At 64.5% G+C, this 18,635-nt stretch carries 14 protein-coding genes and 1 pseudogene; 5 read left to right on the plus strand and 10 right to left on the minus strand.

Annotated features, from left to right (window positions below; genetic code table 11):
* The 3 genes from Mrose_RS14660 to Mrose_RS14670 form a co-directional block, all read left to right on the plus strand.
* On the plus strand, positions 1-257 hold a 257-nt coding region (locus Mrose_RS14660; RefSeq protein ID WP_338025233.1), incomplete at its 5' end, for an RNase A-like domain-containing protein.
* Between the two features lie 167 nt (positions 258-424).
* Positions 425-2,581 (plus strand): glutamine synthetase III family protein, encoded by a 2,157-nt coding sequence (locus tag Mrose_RS14665; protein ID WP_119279515.1) that lies wholly within the window; start codon positions 425-427, stop codon positions 2,579-2,581.
* A 113-nt stretch (positions 2,582-2,694) separates the two neighbouring features.
* Entirely contained in the window at positions 2,695-3,159 is a 465-nt protein-coding gene (locus Mrose_RS14670) for a DinB family protein (RefSeq protein WP_182482845.1), read from the plus strand.
* A 180-nt stretch (positions 3,160-3,339) separates the two neighbouring features.
* On the opposite strand, the gene Mrose_RS14675 is transcribed toward Mrose_RS14670, so the two are convergent.
* Complete coding sequence (locus Mrose_RS14675; RefSeq protein ID WP_119279519.1) at positions 3,340-5,277, minus strand: DNA topoisomerase subunit B; 1,938 nt, start codon at positions 5,275-5,277, stop codon at positions 3,340-3,342.
* 327 nt (positions 5,278-5,604) lie between these two features.
* The gene (locus tag Mrose_RS14680; RefSeq protein WP_182482846.1) at positions 5,605-7,140 is read right to left on the minus strand and encodes a S8 family peptidase; all 1,536 of its coding nucleotides are present in this window, start codon (positions 7,138-7,140) and stop codon (positions 5,605-5,607) included.
* A gap of 326 nt (positions 7,141-7,466) precedes the next feature.
* On the opposite strand from Mrose_RS14680, the gene Mrose_RS14685 reads away from it, so the two are divergent.
* Entirely contained in the window at positions 7,467-9,782 is a 2,316-nt protein-coding gene (locus Mrose_RS14685; RefSeq protein ID WP_119279522.1) for a LuxR C-terminal-related transcriptional regulator, read from the plus strand.
* A gap of 90 nt (positions 9,783-9,872) precedes the next feature.
* A complete protein-coding gene (locus tag Mrose_RS14690; protein WP_245969957.1) occupies positions 9,873-10,451 on the plus strand; it encodes a cupin domain-containing protein in 579 nt (192 codons plus the stop codon).
* Positions 10,452-10,520: 69 nt separating this feature from the next.
* Here Mrose_RS14690 and Mrose_RS14695 read toward each other — a convergent pair whose 3' ends face one another.
* From Mrose_RS14695 to Mrose_RS14730, 8 genes and pseudogenes are all read right to left on the minus strand, one after another.
* On the minus strand, positions 10,521-11,333 hold the full coding sequence (locus Mrose_RS14695) for an ABC transporter ATP-binding protein (protein WP_119279524.1): 813 nt from the start codon (positions 11,331-11,333) through the stop codon (positions 10,521-10,523).
* Positions 11,334-11,358: 25 nt separating this feature from the next.
* Positions 11,359-12,168, minus strand: coding sequence for a nitrate ABC transporter permease (gene ntrB, locus Mrose_RS14700; RefSeq protein ID WP_220452342.1), 810 nt, complete (start codon positions 12,166-12,168; stop codon positions 11,359-11,361).
* 73 nt (positions 12,169-12,241) lie between these two features.
* Positions 12,242-13,483: a CmpA/NrtA family ABC transporter substrate-binding protein gene (locus tag Mrose_RS14705; RefSeq protein ID WP_119279528.1), complete on the minus strand. Its 1,242-nt coding sequence runs from the start codon at positions 13,481-13,483 to the stop codon at positions 12,242-12,244.
* Between the two features lie 12 nt (positions 13,484-13,495).
* Positions 13,496-14,317 (minus strand): uroporphyrinogen-III synthase, encoded by an 822-nt coding sequence (locus tag Mrose_RS14710; protein WP_119279530.1) that lies wholly within the window; start codon positions 14,315-14,317, stop codon positions 13,496-13,498.
* A complete protein-coding gene (nirD, locus tag Mrose_RS14715; protein WP_119279532.1) occupies positions 14,314-14,661 on the minus strand; it encodes a nitrite reductase small subunit NirD in 348 nt (115 codons plus the stop codon). The genes Mrose_RS14710 and nirD overlap by 4 nt, the downstream gene beginning before the upstream one ends.
* Positions 14,658-17,177 carry a nitrite reductase large subunit NirB gene (gene nirB, locus Mrose_RS14720; protein WP_119279534.1) on the minus strand — a complete coding sequence of 840 codons (2,520 nt, stop codon included), beginning with the start codon at positions 17,175-17,177 and terminating at the stop codon, positions 14,658-14,660. Before nirB ends, nirD begins: the two co-directional genes overlap by 4 nt.
* Before the next feature lie 13 nt (positions 17,178-17,190).
* Positions 17,191-18,456 carry an MFS transporter gene (locus Mrose_RS14725; protein ID WP_119279535.1) on the minus strand — a complete coding sequence of 422 codons (1,266 nt, stop codon included), beginning with the start codon at positions 18,454-18,456 and terminating at the stop codon, positions 17,191-17,193.
* A pseudogene (locus Mrose_RS14730) lies at positions 18,453-18,635 on the minus strand (hypothetical protein); the annotation flags it as partial. The gene Mrose_RS14725 and the pseudogene Mrose_RS14730, both read right to left, overlap by 4 nt.

Below are 18,635 nucleotides of genomic sequence, written 5' to 3' on the forward strand. Positions count from 1 at the left end.
CCACCCTGGCGACCCTAACGGAGAAGGTCAGGAACGTGCTGAAGTACCGCTCGGTCAGGGTCACCGCCGACCACATCAGGCGGCTGGGGGATGACGTGCTGGACGAGATGGAGAAGCTGGGCGGGCACTTGCTGGAGAGGCATGTGGGCAAAACAAAACAAGATCTGATCCAAAGAGCTAACAGACAAGATGTAGAAGCTGCCTCCGCGTTTACTGATAAAAATATGCACAGTGTTCATCGATGGGCAGCCAATTGATCAAAAACTACTAGACAAAATGCTCGAAATGCATGATATGCTGCACAGTGGGATGGGGAATCCCGTCTTAAGTCAAAATATGGGGAAACGACATGCACAGATGAGTCAGGGCTGTGCGGTTTACCCATAAACGAGGCTTGGGACCACCTAAGGAGAACGGAGAGCTCATGAACCACGAATTCGATGTTGTTTCGGCGGCGCGCAACTGGCGTTTGGACGGCATGTCCCGACAGGTTTCCAGTGACGTGGTGAACGAGGTGTTCGCCCGCGACGTGCTCACACCCGAGGAGTTGCGGCAGCGGCTGAGCAAGCCGGTTTGGAAGTCCTTGCAGGCCACCATGGAGCGCGGAGCTCCCATCGACCCGGCCATCGCCGATACCGTGGCGCTGGCTATGAAGACCTGGGCGCTGGAAAAGGGAGCTACCCACTACACCCACTGGTTTCAACCCCTCACCGGAGCCACCGCCGAGAAACATGACTCCTTCGTCTCGCCTACCAGCGACGGTTCGGCCATTGCCCAGTTCAGCGGCAAGGACCTGATCCAGGGCGAGCCTGATGCTTCGAGCTTCCCCTCCGGCGGGCTGCGGGCTACCTTCGAGGCGCGGGGCTACACTGCCTGGGACCCCACCTCTCCGGCCTTCATCCTGCGCCACTCCAACGGCGCGACCTTGTGCATCCCCACCGCCTTCGCCAGCTGGACCGGCGAAGCCCTCGACCTCAAGACCCCCCTGCTGCGCTCCATCGAAGCACTCAACAAGTCGGCCCTCAGAGCCCTGGCGCTCTTCGGCGTGACCGACGCCAACAAGGTCTCTTCGACGCTGGGCGCGGAGCAGGAGTACTTCCTCATCGACGAGGAGTTCTACTACCGCCGCCCCGACCTGGTGATGACCGGGCGCACCCTCTTCGGGGCCAAGCCCCCGCGGGGGCAGGAGTTGGAGGACCACTACTTCGGCTCCATCCCCGATAGGGTGCTCTCCTTCATGACTGATGTTGAGCACCAGCTCTACGCGCTGGGAGTTCCCGTCAAAACCCGCCACAACGAGGTGGCTCCCGGCCAGTACGAGATCGCGCCCATCTTCGAGCACTCCAACATCGCCGCCGATCACCAGCAACTCATCATGCAGACGCTGAAGAACACCGCCCGCCGCTACGGGATGGTGGCTCTGCTGCACGAGAAGCCCTTCGCGGGCATCAACGGCTCGGGCAAGCACTGCAACTGGAGCATGGGCACCGATACCGGGATGAACCTGCTCGAGCCCGGCGAAACCCCGCACGACAACATGCAGTTCCTGTTCTTCTGCGCGGCGGTGATTCGCGCCGTGGACCTGCATCAGGACCTGCTGCGCATCAGCGTGGCCTCGGCCTCCAACGACCACCGCCTGGGTGCCAACGAGGCTCCGCCCGCCATCCTCTCGATCTTCCTGGGCGCTGAGCTCACCGATATCTTCGAGCGCCTGGTGAGCGGCAAGAGCCTCACGGGCAAGTCGGCTGGGCTGCTGGGCCTGGGCACTCCCGTGCTGCCGCCCCTGCCCCGCCACGCGGGCGACCGCAACCGTACCTCGCCCTTTGCCTTTACTGGCAACAAGTTCGAGTTCCGCGCGGTGGGCTCTTCGCAGAGCATCTCCATGCCTATCACCGTGCTCAACACCATCGTGGCTGAGTCCATCGACGCGCTGACCGACGAGGTCGAGGCCTTGATGAAGAAAAAGAAGAGCTTCGAGGCTGCCTTGCAGGAGGTGCTCAAGTCTACCTACAAGAAGCACAGCCGCATCGTTTTCAACGGCGACGGCTACTCCGAAGCCTGGCACAAGGAGGCGGCCAAGCGCGATCTCTTGAACCTGCGCACTGCCCTCGAGGCCATCGAGCGCCTTACCGACGAGAAGAACATCGAGCTGTTCGCCAAGTATGGCGTGCTCAACAGGCGTGAACTCGAGGCCCGCCAGGAGATCATGTTCGACCAGTACTTCAAGACCATCAACATCGAGGGGGAGACGACCGAGTGGATCGCCCAGACCCAGATCCTGCCCGGTGCCCTGGCCTACTTGGCCGAGCTTTCCGGGGTAGGGGTCAAGTCGAAGGCCCTCGCCCGCACCATCGAGCAGGTCAGCAAGGCTGCCGATGCCCTCTCCGATGCGCTCGAGAAGCTCAAGGTGCAAAACGCCGAGCTGGGCGGCGACACGGTGCACGAGAAGGCTTACCACATGCGCGACAGGGTGCTCCCGGCCATGCAGGAGGTGCGCAAGGCCGCCGATGCCCTCGAGCGCATCGTGGCCGACAAGCACTGGCCCCTGCCCAGCTACCGCGAGATGCTGTTCGTGAAGTGAGCGAAGCTCGAGGCTTTCGTAGGGGCGCACCGCGGTGCGCCCCTACGGCTATCGATACAGTAGCCGGCGAAAGTCCGCGATAATCTTTGTGTATTCAGGCAAGGAGGCCCAAGGTGAACCGGCTCATTCAAAGCCAGCTCGAGCTGCTCAAACAAACCCTGAACCTGCGCGACGAAGTGCTGCACAGCATCAGCGACGCCGACCTAGCCTACCGCCTCCCCGGCAGCCCCAGCCTGGGGGAACTGATTCTCGAGCTGGGCACCGCCGAGGCGGCCTATGCCCGCTCCTTCCGCGATTTCATCCTGCGCTTCGATATGCAGGCCCCCGCCGGGCTCACGACGCTCGCCGCCCTGCGCGATTGGTTCGCGGTTCTGGACGAGGACCTGCTGGACTCGCTCTCCGAGCTCGACGACGAGGACCTCGAGCGCCGGATTGACCGGGATGGCTGGAGCCTGCCGCTGGAGGCCAACTTCCACGTCTTCCGCGAAGCGGTGCTGATCTTCGCGGCTAAGGCTACGCTCTATCTGCGGGCCCTGGGGAAGCCGCTGCCTAAGCAACTCGAGAGCTGGATCGGTTGATCACCCTCGAGCGCCGCTTCCACCACGACCTAGACACCGACTTCCCGCCTTGGGGCCACGTCCAGCACCTGCCAGAGGCCCAGGCCCACCACCGGGACTCTTAAGCCACTCTTGCCCAGCGTGCGCCGTTCCATGGCTTCGGTGTGGTAACTGGCCTCGAGGGTTACGACAGCTTCTCGCTCAGATGTCGAGTTGGGCGAAGCGGGCGTTTTCCTCGATGAACTCGCGGCGCGGCTGCACGTCGGAGCCCATGAGCTTCTCGAAGATCTCGGCGGCGTAGAGGGCGTCTTCCATGCTCACCCGTTTGAGCACTCGTCTGGCCGGGTCCATGGTGGTCTCCCACAATTGCTCGGCGTTCATCTCGCCCAGGCCCTTGAAGCGCTGGATCTCGTAGCTCTTGTCACCGATCTCGGCCAGGGCTTTCTTGAGGGCTTCGTCGTCGAAGAGGTACTCCACGTTCTTGCTCTTGCCCACCCGCAGGCCGTAGAGCGGGGGCTGGGCCACGTAGAGGTAGCCCTGCTCGATGATGGGACGCATGTAGCGGTAGAAGAAGGTCAGCAGCAGGGTGCGGATGTGCGAGCCGTCTACGTCAGCGTCGGTCATGATGATGATCTTGTGGTAGCGCAGGTTCTCGATGGCGAAGTGAGCTTCCTCGCCGTCCCGGTTGCCGATGCCTGCGCCAATGGCCGCCACCATAGCCCGCACCTCGGCGTTCTTGAGGGCCTTGGAGAGCCCGGCCTTCTCGACGTTCAAAATCTTGCCGCGCAGGGGCAGGATGGCCTGGAAACGGCGGTCGCGCCCGCTCTTGGCGCTTCCGCCCGCGCTGTCACCTTCCACGATGAAAAGCTCGGACTCGGTGGGGTCTTCGGATTGGCAGTCGGCCAGCTTGCCGGGGAGGTCGTCGGACTCGAGAGGGTTAGAGCGGCGCACCAGCTCGCGCGCTTTGCGGGCGGCTTCACGGGCCTGGGCGGCGCGCTGGGCTTTCTCGTAGATCAGCTTGGCGATGCGGGGGTTCTCCTCGAGGTACTCCGAGAACTTCTCATAGACCACTTTGCTCACCGCGGTGCCGGCCTCGGGGTTGAGGAGCTTGCCCTTGGTCTGGCCCTCGAATTGCGGTTGGGGAATCTTGATCGAGATTACCGCCGAGACACCTTCCAGAAGGTCATCGCCGGTGGGCTCGAGGTCCTTATCTCTGACCAGACCTGCCTTTTTGGCGTAAGCGTTGATGGCGCGGGTGTAGGCGGTCTTGAAGCCGGAGAGGTGGGTGCCGCCGTCGCGGGTGGGGATCATGTTGGCGTAGCTCACCAGCTCGACATTGTAGCTCTTGGAGTGGATGAGGCCCACGTCCACGCTCACGCTTTCCACGTCGCCTTGCAAGAGCACCGGCTTGTCGTAGAGCAACTCGTCGTTCCCGGCCAGGAAGCGTGCGAAGGAGGCCACGCCGCCCTTGTCGAAGAAGACCTCTTCCTTCTGGTGCTGCTCGTCCTTGAAGATCAGCTTCAGCCCCGCGACCAGAAAGCTCACCTCGCGCAGGCGGTTCCTGAGCTTGCTGGCCTCGAAGGTGAGGCCGGGGTCGAAGATGGTGTGGTCGGGCATGAAGGTCACGCGGGTGCCGCGCTTGCCCTTAGGGGCGTTGCCCACGACCTCGAGCGGCTTGGTCACGTTGCCGCGACTGAACTCGATCTTGTAATGCTTGCCGTCGCGGAAGACCTCCACGATGGTGTATTCCGCCAGGGCGTTGACCACGCTGGCCCCCACCCCGTGCAGGCCGCCCGAGACCTTGTATGCGCCTTCTTCGAACTTGCCGCCTGCGTGCAGGACGGTGTAAATAACTTCCACCGCCGGCTTGCCCTCGCCGGGCATGATGTCCACGGGGATGCCGCGCCCATTGTCCTCGACGGTGATCGAGCCGTCAGGGTGCAGGATGGTGATGATCTCGGTGGCATAGCCGGCTAGGGCTTCGTCCACCGCGTTGTCCAGGATTTCCTTGAAGAGGTGGTGATAGCCATCCGACTGCGTTCCGCCAATGTACATAGCGGGACGGTGGCGGACCCCCTCGAGACCTTTCAGAACTTTGATCTGGGATGCGTCGTAGTTTGCGGTGATCTCGGTGCTCACTCAGACATTATAGCATATTACGCAAAAAACATAATAAAGGTGAATATTGTCGGAGATGATGAAAATGGCTTTCTGAACGGGATGAAGGTCGGTTGGTGGGAAAGGCCCGAAGCGATGCATACGGGCTTCATGATTTTGCATGGGGACGTGAGACCCATCCTGGATTGCTTTCTTCATCAAGGTTGAGCATCGTGACGCCATCCCTAATTCCGATAGAGGCGAAGTGGCTGCGTCGAACGCGAGGGGATGTGTGGGACCTCAAGGCCGACGACCCGGTGAAAACTCCCCTCGAGCCGTTCTCGAGGGGAGCGGGGTGAGGACGCCGAGCTATTTCTGTACAGTCAGGGTGTAGGAGCCTGAGCCGCTGTAGGAGTAGACGCGCCAGCGGTAGGTGCCTGCGCTGGCCGAGTAAGTGATGCTCTCGTTGGAGGTGTAGTTCTCGGAGCGGGCGACGGTAGTCCAGCTTCCCGAGCTGCTGCGCTGCTGTAAGTAGAGGTCGAAGTCGGCGTTGGAGGGGCCGGTGAGGGTGCCCTTGAGGGTGCCGCCGCTGTAGCTGAAGCCGGCGGTGCCGGGGTGGTAGTTGGACTGGCCGGTGCCGCTTAGGGTGCCGGTATAGGTCTCGCCGGAAGGCGGGGGCGGGGAGCTACCGTCGAGCAGCGAGTAAAGCAGCAGGTTGGGTGAGCCGCTGCCTATGCTCGAGAGCCGGCCCGAGGTGGCGCCGCCCACGATGGCGCTGGCTACGGTGCTGGGGTTGGCGCTGGGGTTGGCCTGCAGGTACAGCGCAGCCACGCCGGCTACGTGCGGAGTGGCCATCGAGGTGCCGCTGATGGTGTTGGTGGCGATGTCGGAGGTGTACCAGGCTGAGGTGATGGAGGAGCCCGGAGCGAAGAGGTCGAGGCAACTGCCGTAGTTGGAGAAAGAGGAGCGGGCGTCGGAGGAGGTGCTCGAGCCCACGGTGATGGCGCTGCCGACGCGGGCGGGGGAGTAGTTGCAGGCGTTGGCGTTGGAGTTTCCGGCGGCGATGGCGAAGGTCACGCCGGCGTTGATGGCGTTGCTCACCGCATTGTCGAGCGCGGTGGAAGCTCCACCACCCAGGCTCATGTTGGCGACGGCAGGTTTGACGTGGTTCTGGGCGACCCAGTCCACCCCGGCGATCACGCCCGAGTTGCTGCCCGAGCCGTTGCAGTCGAGCACCCGAACCGGGTGCAGCCTCACGGCCTTGGCCACGCCGTAGGTGCTGCCGCCCACGGTGCCGGCGACGTGGGTGCCGTGGCCGTTGCAGTCGCTGGCGCTACCGCCTGGGGTCACCGCGTCGTAGCCGTTGCCGATGCGCCCGCTGAACTCGGCGTGGGTCTGGCGGATGCCGGTGTCGATGATGTAGGCGTGGACTCCGGCCCCGGTGTAGTTGTAGGTGTAGCTATTGGAGAGCGGGAGGTCACGCTGGTCGATGCGATCGAGGCCCCAGGTGGCCGGGCTCTGGGTGGCCCAGGCTTCCATCACCTGGTCGGCTTCGATGTAGGCGACGCGCGGATCCTGGCGCAGGCGGCTGAGCTGCTCGTCGGAGAGGCGCACGGCCACGCCCTGGAGGGCGGCGGTGTAGGCCTGGCGCACCTGGGCGCCCTCGAGCCCCAGGCCCTGCAGGGCCTGGCTCTGTACCGTGCCCGCGCTCAGGCCCGTCTTCAGGCTTTGCAGTGCGGGCAGCACCCCGGCGTCTTTCTTGTACACCACGATGTACTGCCCAGGGATCACCTGAGGGTTGTCCAGCCCCAGGACGGGAACCCCGGTGTCCTCGGCGACTTGGGGGCTGGACGTACATGCAGCCAGCACCAGCAAGGCTGCGACCAACAACGTAAATCGGCGCATATCAACCTCCATAACGGATTGGGTTTTGAAGCCCGTCCAGAATCTTAAACCGCTACTTGGATTCTGGTCAACTGTCCGGTGGATTAGCGCTTCTTTAGATTCATCTCATGAAGCGATTCCACGACGCGCCCCACGTGAAAGCGCCGGGTCTCGAGCATCTGCGGAGGAAAACAGTTGGACGTTCCCGCGCCCGAAGCGGCGAACGGAGGGCAGCATATGGGGTGTTATACAATAAGGGGACATTTAGGCACTCAGCCAGCCGACGATTCTTCGAGAGATTTGCCGAGAGCAGCCGGGGCTAAAAGGAATCCCAGGGAGAAGTTGTCATGAGTGTGGATTGGTGGAGTAGCAGCGGCGTTAATAAAGAGGGCCTGTACCGACTGCCGTTGCAGCCGTACGCCATGATTGGTCGCCAGAGGGATCTGAACGCAGCCGAGGCGCTCATCTCGCGTGGCGACGTGCGGCTCGTTAGCGTTGTAGGTCCGCCCGGCGTAGGCAAAACGCGCTTCGCGCTCGAGTTGGCCTCCAGGATTGTTTCCAAATTTGACGAGGGCGCAGTATTTGTGGACCTAGCCCCCTTGCGTGACAGGGGTCTGGTGCTCGATTTGGTCGCCCGCGCGCTTGGCGTGGTCGAACACCTGGATCGCCCGATGCTGACGCAACTTCAGCGACATCTGAGGAATCGAAACCTGCTGCTTATCCTGGACAACTTCGAGCACGTGATCGCAGCCGCCGCAGACCTGGCCGATCTGCTGGAGGCGAGCCCGCGGATCAAACTGATCGTCACCAGCCGTCAGCCCTTGCACATCCGCTGGGAGCATAGGTACAACCTCTTCCCACTTGACCTGCCCGACGCACCGGCGCGGTTGGACCCTGTTACGCTGACCCGATACCCCGCCACCGCCCTCTTTTTGGAGCGGGCACGTATGGCAGAAGCAGGGTTCTCGGCTGACGAGCGGAATGCCCCTGCTGTGGTGGAGATCTGCCGCCGGCTGGATGGACTTCCCCTCGCCATCGAACTAGCGGCCGCCTGGACTGCCGTGCTGGGGCCGGAGACGGTTCTATCCCGGCTATCGGCTCACCGGGCCTTCCCCTTGGGCAGTTCACGCGATGCGCCCGAGCGACAGCGTACCCTCTTTGACGCCATCGCCTGGAGTTACGACCTCTTGAGTGAAGCAGAACGCCGGGTGTTTCGCGCTCTGGGCGCCTTCGCCGGCGAGACCCCTCTCGAGGCCATCGAGGCGGTATGCGAGGGGCTTGGGGTGGATGTGCTGACCCCGCTCGCGGGGCTCGTGGACAAAAACCTGCTGCTGCGGGTGGGCGAGGGCGAAACGCGCTTTCGCATGCTGGAGACCATCCGTAGCTTCGCCGAGGAGCAACTGGAGCGCATGGGCGAGGCGGATGTGGTGCGCCAGCGCCACGCCGCCTGGTTTCTCGGCCTTGCCCAGCGCGCGGAGCGGTTCATATGGAGTGAGCACCAGGCGGTCTGGCTCCTTCGCCTCGAGCGCTCTCACGACAACGTCCGCCTGGCCCTGAATTGGTGCTTGAATGGCGGGGACGAGGAAACAGGGGCGCTGCTGGTAGCTGCCATGCATCGTTTCTGGTTTGCCCGTGGGTATATCCGCGAAGGTCGAAAGTGGAATGGGCTAGCGGCAGCCAAGCGGCAGGTCTCCGACCAGGGACGTGCCCTGGCGCTTAGAAACCTGGCCTTTTTTCTTATGCACCAGGGCGAAGTGCAGCAGGCGCTCGGCTTGGCAGAACAGGCCGCGGCCTTAGCCCGATCGGTGGGCGAGCCTTCGCTGTTGGCCTGGGTTCTGTGGGGTTTGGCCCTGGCGACGGATACGGTGGGGGATATCGAACGTTATGAGCGCCTGAGCCGTGAGATTCTGGACCTTGCGCGCCAAGCAGGGGACGAGGCGCTGGCCATCCGGGCGCTGGGTGGCATCGGGAGCGCACTACACCGGCGAGGCGATATTTCACGAGCGCGGACGTTCTTCGAGGAGGCCCTGGCGTTGGCTCGTCCGCGTCACGACAAATGGCTGACCAGCGTCGTCACCGGCAACCTCGGTCTGGCCCTGGTGTCCGAAGACCCCGTTCAAGCCCTGGCGCTACTGGAGGAGAGCCTGGCGCTCTCCTACGAGATCGGCCACCGCTTGCTGACGGTGCGCCACCTGGAGAACCTCGCAGGCCTCCTGGCGCCCTCGGATCGCGCGGAGGTTGCCGCCAAGCTGCTGGGTGCTTCCGAGGCTTTGCGGGATGCCTTCGGCTTCGCGGGTGGGGGCCCGTCGGAGGCGAGGGTGGCTGCCGTGCGCGAGCGTCTGGGGCCTGCCGCGTTCGAAGCGGCTTGGAGCCAGGGACGGGCGATGACGCCTGGCGAGGCGGTGGCGCTGGCCCTCGGGCGGAGCGCTCCCGCGGTAACAGCGCACGTTCCGCGTCCTGGTGGGCTGACCGACCGCGAATCCCAAGTCGTGCGGGAAATCGCCTGCGGCCTGACCAACCGTCAGATCGCAGAGAAACTGGAGATCTCCCAGCGCACCGTGGATGCCCACGTGCAGAATATCCTGAACAAGCTCGGAGTGGAAAAACGCACCCAGATTGCCGTCTGGGCCTCGAGGCACCTCGAGAGCCTCCCACTTAAGTAGATTTGCGGATGACAGCAGCCTGCCGTCGGCGCACCATAAACACGAAAGTGCGCCTGGGAGGTGAAGTCGATGAGATATGGATTTTTGGGTGTGTTCGTCATTCTGATTTGGGGGGTATTTCTCTTTACGACGGTGGGAGGCCAACAGCAACAGCCTCTTGCGATCAAGGCACTGGCCGAGCGGAAAGCGTCCCAATTGCCGGATGGACCGCTCTTCTGGCGAATTCAGAATTTCCCCACGCTCGCAGTGGCCCAGGCCGCCGCCGGCCCCTGGGGGCTGGCCGTCGAGGCGGGGGGCAAGGTCTGGCTCTTCAAGCTTGGTCCTAAGGGTGAGGCCGCAGGGGGTGGCGAGGTTATCGAGGTTGGTCCACTCCCCCGGGTGGCTGCTTCGGAGTATCTCCTCAGGATCAACGAGGCCACCGGCCCCACCGGCAGCGTTACCGCCGTGCACACCCATCCGGGCTCGGAAGCGTTCTTCGTGCTCGCCGGAGAACAATGCATCCGTACTTCCCATGGGGTGATCCGGGTGCAAGCTGGACAACTGGCGAACGGTCATGAGGCCAATACGCCGATGCAGGTCTCTAGCTGCGGCTCTACAGATCTCCACGCGCTGGTGATGTTTTTGGTGGACGCCACCAAGCCCTTTTCCTCTCCAGCGACGCTCCCATAAGTCACTGATGGAACTTCCGCTCGGTGTACGGCAAAGTGGTACACCGGGCGGACTGGGCTCGAGCCGCCATCAGGCAGCTTTCCTGGCGTAGACCACGGTCAGCAGGTGCAGCAGCTCCTCCTTGATCTCCACGTAGGCGCGGCTCTCGAGCATCTCCCGCCGGTCGCGGGGGCGTGGCAGCGGCACTTCCACCACCTTGCCGATGGTGGCGGCGGGTCCGTTGCTCATCACCGCGATGCGGTCACAGAGGTAGATGGCTTCCTCGATGTCGTGCGTGACCAGGAGGATGGTCTTGCGCTCGCTACCCCAGATGGCCCTCAGGAAGCCGTCCTCGAGCGTCGAGTCCCACACCTTCAGCAACTCGTCCTGCAAGGTGGCGCGGGTCAGGGCGTCGAGCGCGCCGAAGGGCTCGTCGAGCAGCAAGACCTTGGGGTTGGTGGCGAGCGCGCGGGCCAAGGCGGTGCGCTGCTTCATGCCGCCGGAGATCTCACCCGGTTTTTTGTGGCGGTGCTCCCACAACCCCACGATCTGGAGGAACTTCTCGGTGATGCGGGCCTTCTCGCCGTCGGTGCGCTCGCGGTGTACCGAGGCCACTGCCACCTTGACGTTTTGGTAGACCGAAAGCCAGGGCAAGAGCGAGTAGTTCTGGAACACCACCCCCCGCTCGGGGCCGGGGCCTTTCAGAGGTCGGCCCTCGAGCAGGATTTCCCCCTGGGTGGGCTGGCTCAGCCCGGCGATCATGGATAGCAAAGTAGACTTGCCGCAGCCCGAGTGGCCGATGAGGGCGATCACTTCGCCCTGCCGAACGTTGAGGTTGACGTTCTCCAGCGCGGTGTAACCGCCAAAGCGCTTGTAGACGCTCGAGATGTTCAAGAATGCCATAGGTGCTCCTGGCGTGCGCGTGGCCTCAGCCATGGCTGAAGCGCCTGACCAACTGCCCCAGCAGGGCGTCGAGCGCCCAGCCCACCAGCCCGATGAAGAGGATGCTCGCCATGACGTACTCGAGCTGGCCCGAGTTGTAGCTGTCCCACACGAAGAAGCCCACCCCGGTGCCGCCGGCGAGCATCTCGGCGGCCACGATCACCATCCAGGCGATGCCCATGCCCAGCCGGAAGCCGGTAAACACGTAGAGCAGGCTGTGGGGCAGCACCACGCGGGTGAGGTAGGTCCAGGGCGAGAAGGCGTAGACCCTGGCCACGTTGCGGTAGTCCTGCGGGATCGAGCCCACGCCCAGCGCGGTGTTAATCAGGGTGGGCCACAGCGAGCAGATGGCGATGACGAAGATGGCCGCCTGCTCCGAGGCCTGGAAGGCGGCTAGGCCCACCGGGAACCAGGCCAGCGGCGACACCGGGCGCAGCATCTGGATCACCGGGTTGAGCATCGCCCGCAGCCCCTCGGAGGCTCCGATCACGATGCCCAGCGGCACGGCGATCAGAGCCCCCAGGCCAAAGCCCACGAAGACGCGCTCGAGCGAGAGCCACAACTGCAAGCCGATGCCCTTGTCGTTGGGACCGTTGTCGTAGAAGGGGTCGATGAGCAGCTGCCAGAAGATGCCAAGGGTCTTGGCAGGGTCGGGCACTTTGGGGGCGATGGTGTGGCTGAGGACATACCACACCAACAGCAGGATGAAAAAGCCGATCAGAGCGTTGAACCCCGCGAGCAGGGGCTTGGGGACGACGAGCCCCCGAGAGAAGGATTTCCTACCGAGACGCTCCACGTGCAAACCTCCTTCTTGACCCCACGGTGAGCTTGTCAAATAGCCGAACCCATACGGAGAAGTTTCGCAGCTGTCACAACTCCCGCACCTTGTACTTCTTGATCGAGCCCTCGGGGTCTTTGGGGTCAAAGGTGACCCCGTCGATGAAGCCGCCCAGGGGCTGCATGTCGTCTTTGGGGAGGGGGATCTTGAGCTCCTTGGCTACTGAGGCGTAGAAGTCCTGGGCCAGGATGGCCTCGGCGATCTTCTCATAGTCGGGTTTTTCCTTGAGCATGCCCCAGCGGCGGTACTGGGCCAGAAACCAGATGGCATGGGACTTGCGGGGGAAGTTGGTCTGGCCGCCGCGGTGAAAGAGCATGTAGTCGTCGGTGTAGTTGCGCCGGCCCAGGCCGCCGCCGAGCTCGTAGACCCCCTGCAGGCGGGCGTCGATCACGTCGGGGTCGGCGTTGACGTACTGCCGCTGACCGATCACCCGGGCGGCGGTGCGGCGGTTGGCTACGTTGTCCAGCCACTTGCAGGCCTCGAGGATGGCCTTGGTGAGGGCCTGCGACTCCTCGGGGTTGGCCCGGAAGAACTCGTTGTTGAAGACCAGGGCCTTTTCGGGGTGGTGCTTCCAGATGTCCTGGCTGGCGACGGTGGTGAAGCCGATGCCCTGCTTGACCGCCACGCCGTTCCAGGGCTCGCCCACGCAGAAACCGTCCATGTTGCCCACGCTCATGTTGGCGACCATCTGGGGCGGGGGAATGACGATGACCCGCACGTCGCTCGCCGGGCTCACGCCGCAGGCTCCCAGCCAGTAGCGCAGCCACAGGTCGTGGGTGCCGCCGGGGAAGGTCATGGCGAAGGTGAGGGGCTTGCCCTCCTTCTTCTTGGCCAGAATGGCCTTCCCGGCGCCCTCGAGGTCCTTGAAGCCCACCTTGCCGCCAAAGTCCTGGCTGGAGAGGGTGATGGCCTGGCCGTTGTTGTTGAAGACCATGGCGATGGGTAAGACCCGCCCTGCTGGCCCACCGATGCCGGTGTAGACCGAAAAAGGCATGCCGAAGAGGCAGTGGGCGGCGGTGATCTCCCCGCTGAGCAGGTGGTCGCGGGTGGTGGCCCAGCTCGCCTCCTTGGCGACTTCGACCTCCAGGCCGTACTTCTTGAACAGCCCCAGCTCCTGGGCCATCACCGCGGGGGCGCAGTCGGTGAGGGCGATGAAGCCGATCCTGAGCTTTTTGGGCTGGGCCCGCCCGCGCATGAGCCCGGTGAGCCCGGTGGTGGCGATGCCCAGCGTGACGCCTTTCTTGAGCACTTCCCTGCGATTGATCTTTTTCATGCTTCTCCTCGTTCAAAGCCGTTGCTTCGTTCTGGCGTCCCCGATCCCCTCGAGGGCGGCGAACTCCGTCACCAATGCCCCGATGCGCTCGGTCTGGGGATGCCACACCCGTATCCCTGCCTCTTGCAAGGGCTTCGCGGTCACCCGCCCGATGGCCAGTGCCCGGACCTCCTCGAAAGCCTCCTTCAGAACTTCCATCCGTCCCCGCCTGCGGGCGTGTTCGAGCAGGTACCCCACCTGGGGCACGCTGGTGAAGACCACCGCATCGACCTGATGGGTGAGGATTTCCTCCAGCAGCCGCGTGAGGTCGGCTTCGGGGGCGCAGACGTGCCGGTAGGGCAGGAGCTCCTCGAGCTGCGCCCCCTGCTCGCGGAGGAAGCGCACGAGCCTGGGTGCGGGTTGCCCGTAGAGCTGGAGGAACACCCGCTGGCCCGCGAAAGGATGAGCCTGAAGGGCTTCGATCAGGCCCTCGACGGTGCCGTCTTCGTCCTCCACGAGGGCCTCGAGGCCGTGCCGCTTGAGGGCCTGCTCGGCCTTGTAGCCACGCAGGGCGATCTTGCTGCGCTTTAGCTGGGCATAGACCGCTTCCCACAACCCCAGGGCCTCGGCCTGCTTGTGCAACTCCTCCAGCCCCACCCCGGTGGTAAAGATCGCCCAGTCCGCGCCCTCCTGGGCGAACTTGCGAAGCTGGGCCTCGAGCAGTTGGGGCTCGGCCAGCACGGTCTGCACGGTGGGGCGAAAGAGGGGAATGGCCCCCTGCTTTTGCAGGATCAGCGCCAGGTCCTCGGCCCGGCGTGGGCCGCACAGGGCGAAGCGCATCCCGAAGAGCCTCATGTCCCCACCTTCGCCGCCTCGGAGATGGGAACGCCCACCCAGACTTCCCCCGCCTCCAGCCTCACCGCGTACACCGGCAGGCGGATGCTGGGGTCGTCGAGGTATTCGCCGCTCTCGAGGTCGAAGCGATGCTTCAGCAGCGGCGAGGCCACGTACAAGCGCTCCCCCTTGCTGCCCACCAGGCCGCGGCTGAGCACGTTGGCCTGGGTGAAGGGGTCGAAGTTGGAGAGGGCGAACAGCCGCTCGCCTACGCGGAAGATGGCCACCTGCCTCCCCTCGACCAGGGCGCAGACGCCACTGCCCGGCAGGATGTCTTCCAGTCGGCAGACCCGGACCCAGTTCATGGCTCCACCCCCATCGCCAGCGGCAGCGGCAGGGTGCCGCGCTCGAAGTCGTAGGCCGGGCGGTGCTGGCCGCGCTGCTCGACTACCACGACGTTGTCGTCGGGGGCGTCGGAGTTGACGAAGTGGCGGAAGTGCTTGAGCTTGTCGGGGTTCTCCAGCGTGACCTTCCACTCGCAGCGATAGGTCTCGATGTGGTGGGCCATCTGGGCCTCGAGTTCCGCCGCGATGCCCAGCTTATCCTCCACGATCACCTCGCGCAGGTACTCGATGCCGCCCTCGAGCTTCTCCAGCCACACGCTGGTGCGTTGCAGCCGGTCGGCGGTGCGGATGTAGAACATCAGGAAACGGTCGATGTAGCGGATGAGGGTTTCCTCGTCGAGGTCGGCGGCCAGCAGGTCGGCGTGGCGGGGTTTCATGCCGCCGTTACCGCAGACGTACAGGTTCCAGCCCCGCTCGGTGGCGATGACGCCGAAGTCCTTGCTCTGGGCCTCGGCGCACTCGCGGGTGCAGCCCGAGACCGCCGACTTGAGCTTGTGCGGGGCCCGCAGGCCCTTGTAGCGGTTCTCCAGGCGAATGGCCAGCCCCACCGAGTCCTGCACTCCGTAGCGGCACCAGGTGTCGCCCACGCAGCTCTTGACGGTGCGCAGGGCCTTGCCGTAGGCGTGGCCCGACTCGAAGCCGGCGGCGATGAGGTCGGCCCAGATGTGCGGGAGCTGCTCCAGCCGCGCACCGAAGAGGTCTACCCGCTGCCCGCCGGTGATCTTGGTGTAAAGCCCGTACTTCTGGGCCACCTGCCCGATGGCGATGAGCTTCTCCGGGGTGATCTCCCCGCCGGGGATGCGGGGTACCACCGAGTAGGTGCCGTCGCGCTGCATGTTGGCCAGGAAGCGGTCGTTGGTGTCCTGCAAGGGCGCGTGGGCATCCTCGAGCACGTACTCGTTGTAGAGTGAGGCCAGGATCGAGGCCACAGCCGGCTTGCAGACTTCACAGCCATACCCCGTGCCGTAGTCGCGCAGCAGGGCGTCGAAGGTCTTGTAGCCCCTGACCCGCACGATGTCGAAGAGTTCGCGGCGGCTGTAGGGGAAGTGCTCGCAGAGGTGGTTGCTGACCTTTTCGCCCAGCTTCAGCAGTTCCTCCTTGAGGATGTCGCTCATCATGGCCACGCAGCCGCCGCAGCCGGTGCCGGCCCTGGTGACCTTTTTCAGCGAGGCGATGTCGCGGCAGCCCGAGTGGATCGCCTCGCAGAGGGCCCCTTTAGTCACGTTCTCGCACGAGCACACCCGTGCCGTCACGGGCAGGCTGGCCCTGGGGGCGGCCCCCCCTTCGGCAGGGGGAATGAGCAGGTGCTCGGGGTTGTCCAGCTCCACGGCGCTCGAGGCCAGGCCGTGCAGGTTGGCGTAGTCGGAGGTATCGCCCACCAGGACGCCGCCCAGAAGCCGCTTGCCGTCCTCGCTGAGCACCAGCTTCTTGTAGACGCCCTTGCCGAAGTTGCTATAGAGCATCTCCTGTGCGCCGGGTGTCTGAGCGAAGGCATCGCCGAAGCTGCCCACCTCCACGCCCAGCAGCTTGAGTTTGGTGGATAGGTCTGCGCCCTTGAAGGTCCTCTCGCCGCCCGTGAGGCGCTCGGCCAGGACGCGGGCCATCTCGTAGCCGGGAGCCACCAGCCCGTAGATGCGGCCCCGGTAGAGCGCGCACTCCCCGATGGCGTAGATGTGGGGGTCGGAGGTCCGGCAGTGCTCGTCGATGACGATGCCGCCCTTCTCGCCCACCTCCAGGCCGCTCGAGCGCGCCAGCTCGTCGCGGGGGCGAATTCCCGCCGAGAAGACCACTAAGTCGGCCTCGAGGGTGCTGCCGTCGGCGAAGTGCAGGGCAGCCACGCGCTCGCCTCTGGCTTCGATCCGCTGGGTGGACTTGGAGACGTGTACCCCGATCCCCATGGCCTCGAGCTTCTTCTTCAGCAGCCTGCCACCCAGCTCGTCGAGTTGCACGGGCATCAGGCGGGGGGCGAACTCGACCACGTGAGTCTGCAAGCCCAGCTTCAAGAGCGCTCCGGCGGCCTCCAGCCCCAGCAGACCGCCCCCAATCACCACGCCCTTCTGGCTGTGCTTGGCCCAGGCCTCGATGCGGGTGAGGTCCTCGAGGGTGCGGTAGGTGAAGCAGCCCTCGAGGTCGCGCCCCTCGATGGGCGGCACGAAGGGGTAGGAACCCGTGGCCAGGACCAGCGTGTCGTAGGGGATCTCCTGGTGGGCACTCCGAACGATCCTTCGCTCGCGATCGATCGCGCTGGCCCTGGCGTTGACGATGCGAACGCCCCACTCGGCGTACTGCTCGTACGTCCCCAGCGAGAGGTTGGGGCGAGGTTCGTTGAAGAACTCGCTGAGGTGAACCCGGTCGTAGGCCAGGCGGGGCTCCTCGGCGATCACCGTGAGGTCGAAGTCCTGGGTCCGAGCCCTCAGGGTTTCCAAGAACTTGTGTCCCACCATGCCATTGCCCACCACTACGATTCGCTTTGCCATACTCCCTTCCTCACTAGCGCACCGTTTCGGAGTTGTTCAGGGTGTTGAGCTGGGCCTCGAGCTGGCTGATCCGGATGCCCAGCACCGCGATGTGCAGCCACACCAGGCACCCGAAAGCCAGACCCGCCAGAACCAAAAAGATGCTTTGCGGAAGCCCGGTGAGGTCTTTGATCCAGGCGAACATCAGCGGCAGGAAAAACCCGCCTAGCCCGCCCAGCATGCCCACCATCCCGCCCGTCACCCCGATGTCGCGGGGGTACCACACCGCCACCATCTTCAAGTTGGCCGCTTTGCCGATGCCCATCGCAAAGCCAATCACTACCACCAGCAGGGTGAAACCCCACACCCCCAGCAGCTTCGGGGGTAAGAGCAGCAGCAGGGAGGCCGCCAGGATCACGCCGAACACCACGTACATCAGGCGGCGGGCTCCCATCTGATCGGAGAGGTATCCCCCCCAGGGGCGCAGGAGCGAGGCCGGGAAGATGAACAGCGCAGTCAGCAGGCCGGCCAGGGCCAGCGAGATCCCGTACACATCGACGTAGTATTTGGGGAGCCACAGCGAAAGCCCGACGTAAGCCCCAAACACCACCACGTAGTACAGGCCAAAGCGCCAGACCTGGAGCTGCCTGAGGGGCCTGAGCAACTCGGCCAGGGGACGGCCCTCGCTCAGGACGCGGTCGCTGGGAGTGAAGCTCCAGACCATCAGGGCCGTGACCACCAGGGCGATGCTGTAGACCCAGGGCACGAAGCGCCAGCCGCTGGGAATGATCTCCAGGCTTGCGGCGGGAACCAGGCTCAGCAGAGTGGGAGCCAGCAGCTTGGTGATGGAAGCCCCCACGTTGCCCGCCCCGAAGACCCCTAGGGCCAGCCCCTGGCTCTGCGCTTCGAACCAGGCCGAATTCCAGGACACCCCCACCGCGAAGGAGGTGCCGGCCAGGCCGATAAAAAAGGTCAGGACCAGCAGTTGCTCGTAGGAATGGGCCAGGGAGAGCAGAAAGGTGGGCACGGCAGTGATCAGGCACAGCAGAGCGAAGACGCGCCTGCCGCCGAACCGGTCGGCCCAGATGCCCAGCGGCAGCCGAAGCAGCGACCCCGTGAGGATCGGAATCGCGGTGAGCAGGGCAAACTGGCCGTCGCTGAGTCCTAGCTCCTCGCGGATGGGCAGCCCGATGATGGAAAACAACACCCACACCGCGAACAGGATGGTGAAGGCGAGGGTCGACACCGTGAGCACCGCACGGCGGTGATAGCGCTCGAGAGCAGGTCCAGGCGCGTTCACACGACCTCCTGACGGGGCTGCAAAGCCGCGGTGACCCTTTGGGCCTCGAGTCGCTCCCTCAGGCGCACGACCTGCCCGATGACCCACACGGCGGGGGATCGAACCTCGACCTCTCCTTGGACCACCTGCCCCAGCGTGGCGATCACCACCCGCTCCTCGGGGGTGGAGCCCTTTTCGAT

Source organism: Calidithermus roseus (genome assembly GCF_003574095.1).
Taxonomy (GTDB): domain Bacteria; phylum Deinococcota; class Deinococci; order Deinococcales; family Thermaceae; genus Calidithermus; species Calidithermus roseus.

Bases quoted from the DNA above. Each gene is read 5' to 3' on its own strand.
- nirB (WP_119279534.1), bottom strand. From the start codon at position 17,177: ATGGCAAAGCGAATCGTAGTGGTGGGCAATGGCATGGTGGGACACAAG.
- Mrose_RS14695 (WP_119279524.1), bottom strand. From the start codon at position 11,333: ATGGCATTCTTGAACATCTCGAGCGTCTACAAGCGCTTTGGCGGTTAC.
- Mrose_RS14705 (WP_119279528.1), bottom strand. From the start codon at position 13,483: ATGAAAAAGATCAATCGCAGGGAAGTGCTCAAGAAAGGCGTCACGCTG.
- Mrose_RS14680 (WP_182482846.1), bottom strand. From the start codon at position 7,140: ATGCGCCGATTTACGTTGTTGGTCGCAGCCTTGCTGGTGCTGGCTGCA.
- nirD (WP_119279532.1), bottom strand. From the start codon at position 14,661: ATGAACTGGGTCCGGGTCTGCCGACTGGAAGACATCCTGCCGGGCAGT.
- Mrose_RS14710 (WP_119279530.1), bottom strand. From the start codon at position 14,317: ATGAGGCTCTTCGGGATGCGCTTCGCCCTGTGCGGCCCACGCCGGGCC.
- Mrose_RS14685 (WP_119279522.1), top strand. From the start codon at position 7,467: ATGAGTGTGGATTGGTGGAGTAGCAGCGGCGTTAATAAAGAGGGCCTG.
- Mrose_RS14665 (WP_119279515.1), top strand. From the start codon at position 425: ATGAACCACGAATTCGATGTTGTTTCGGCGGCGCGCAACTGGCGTTTG.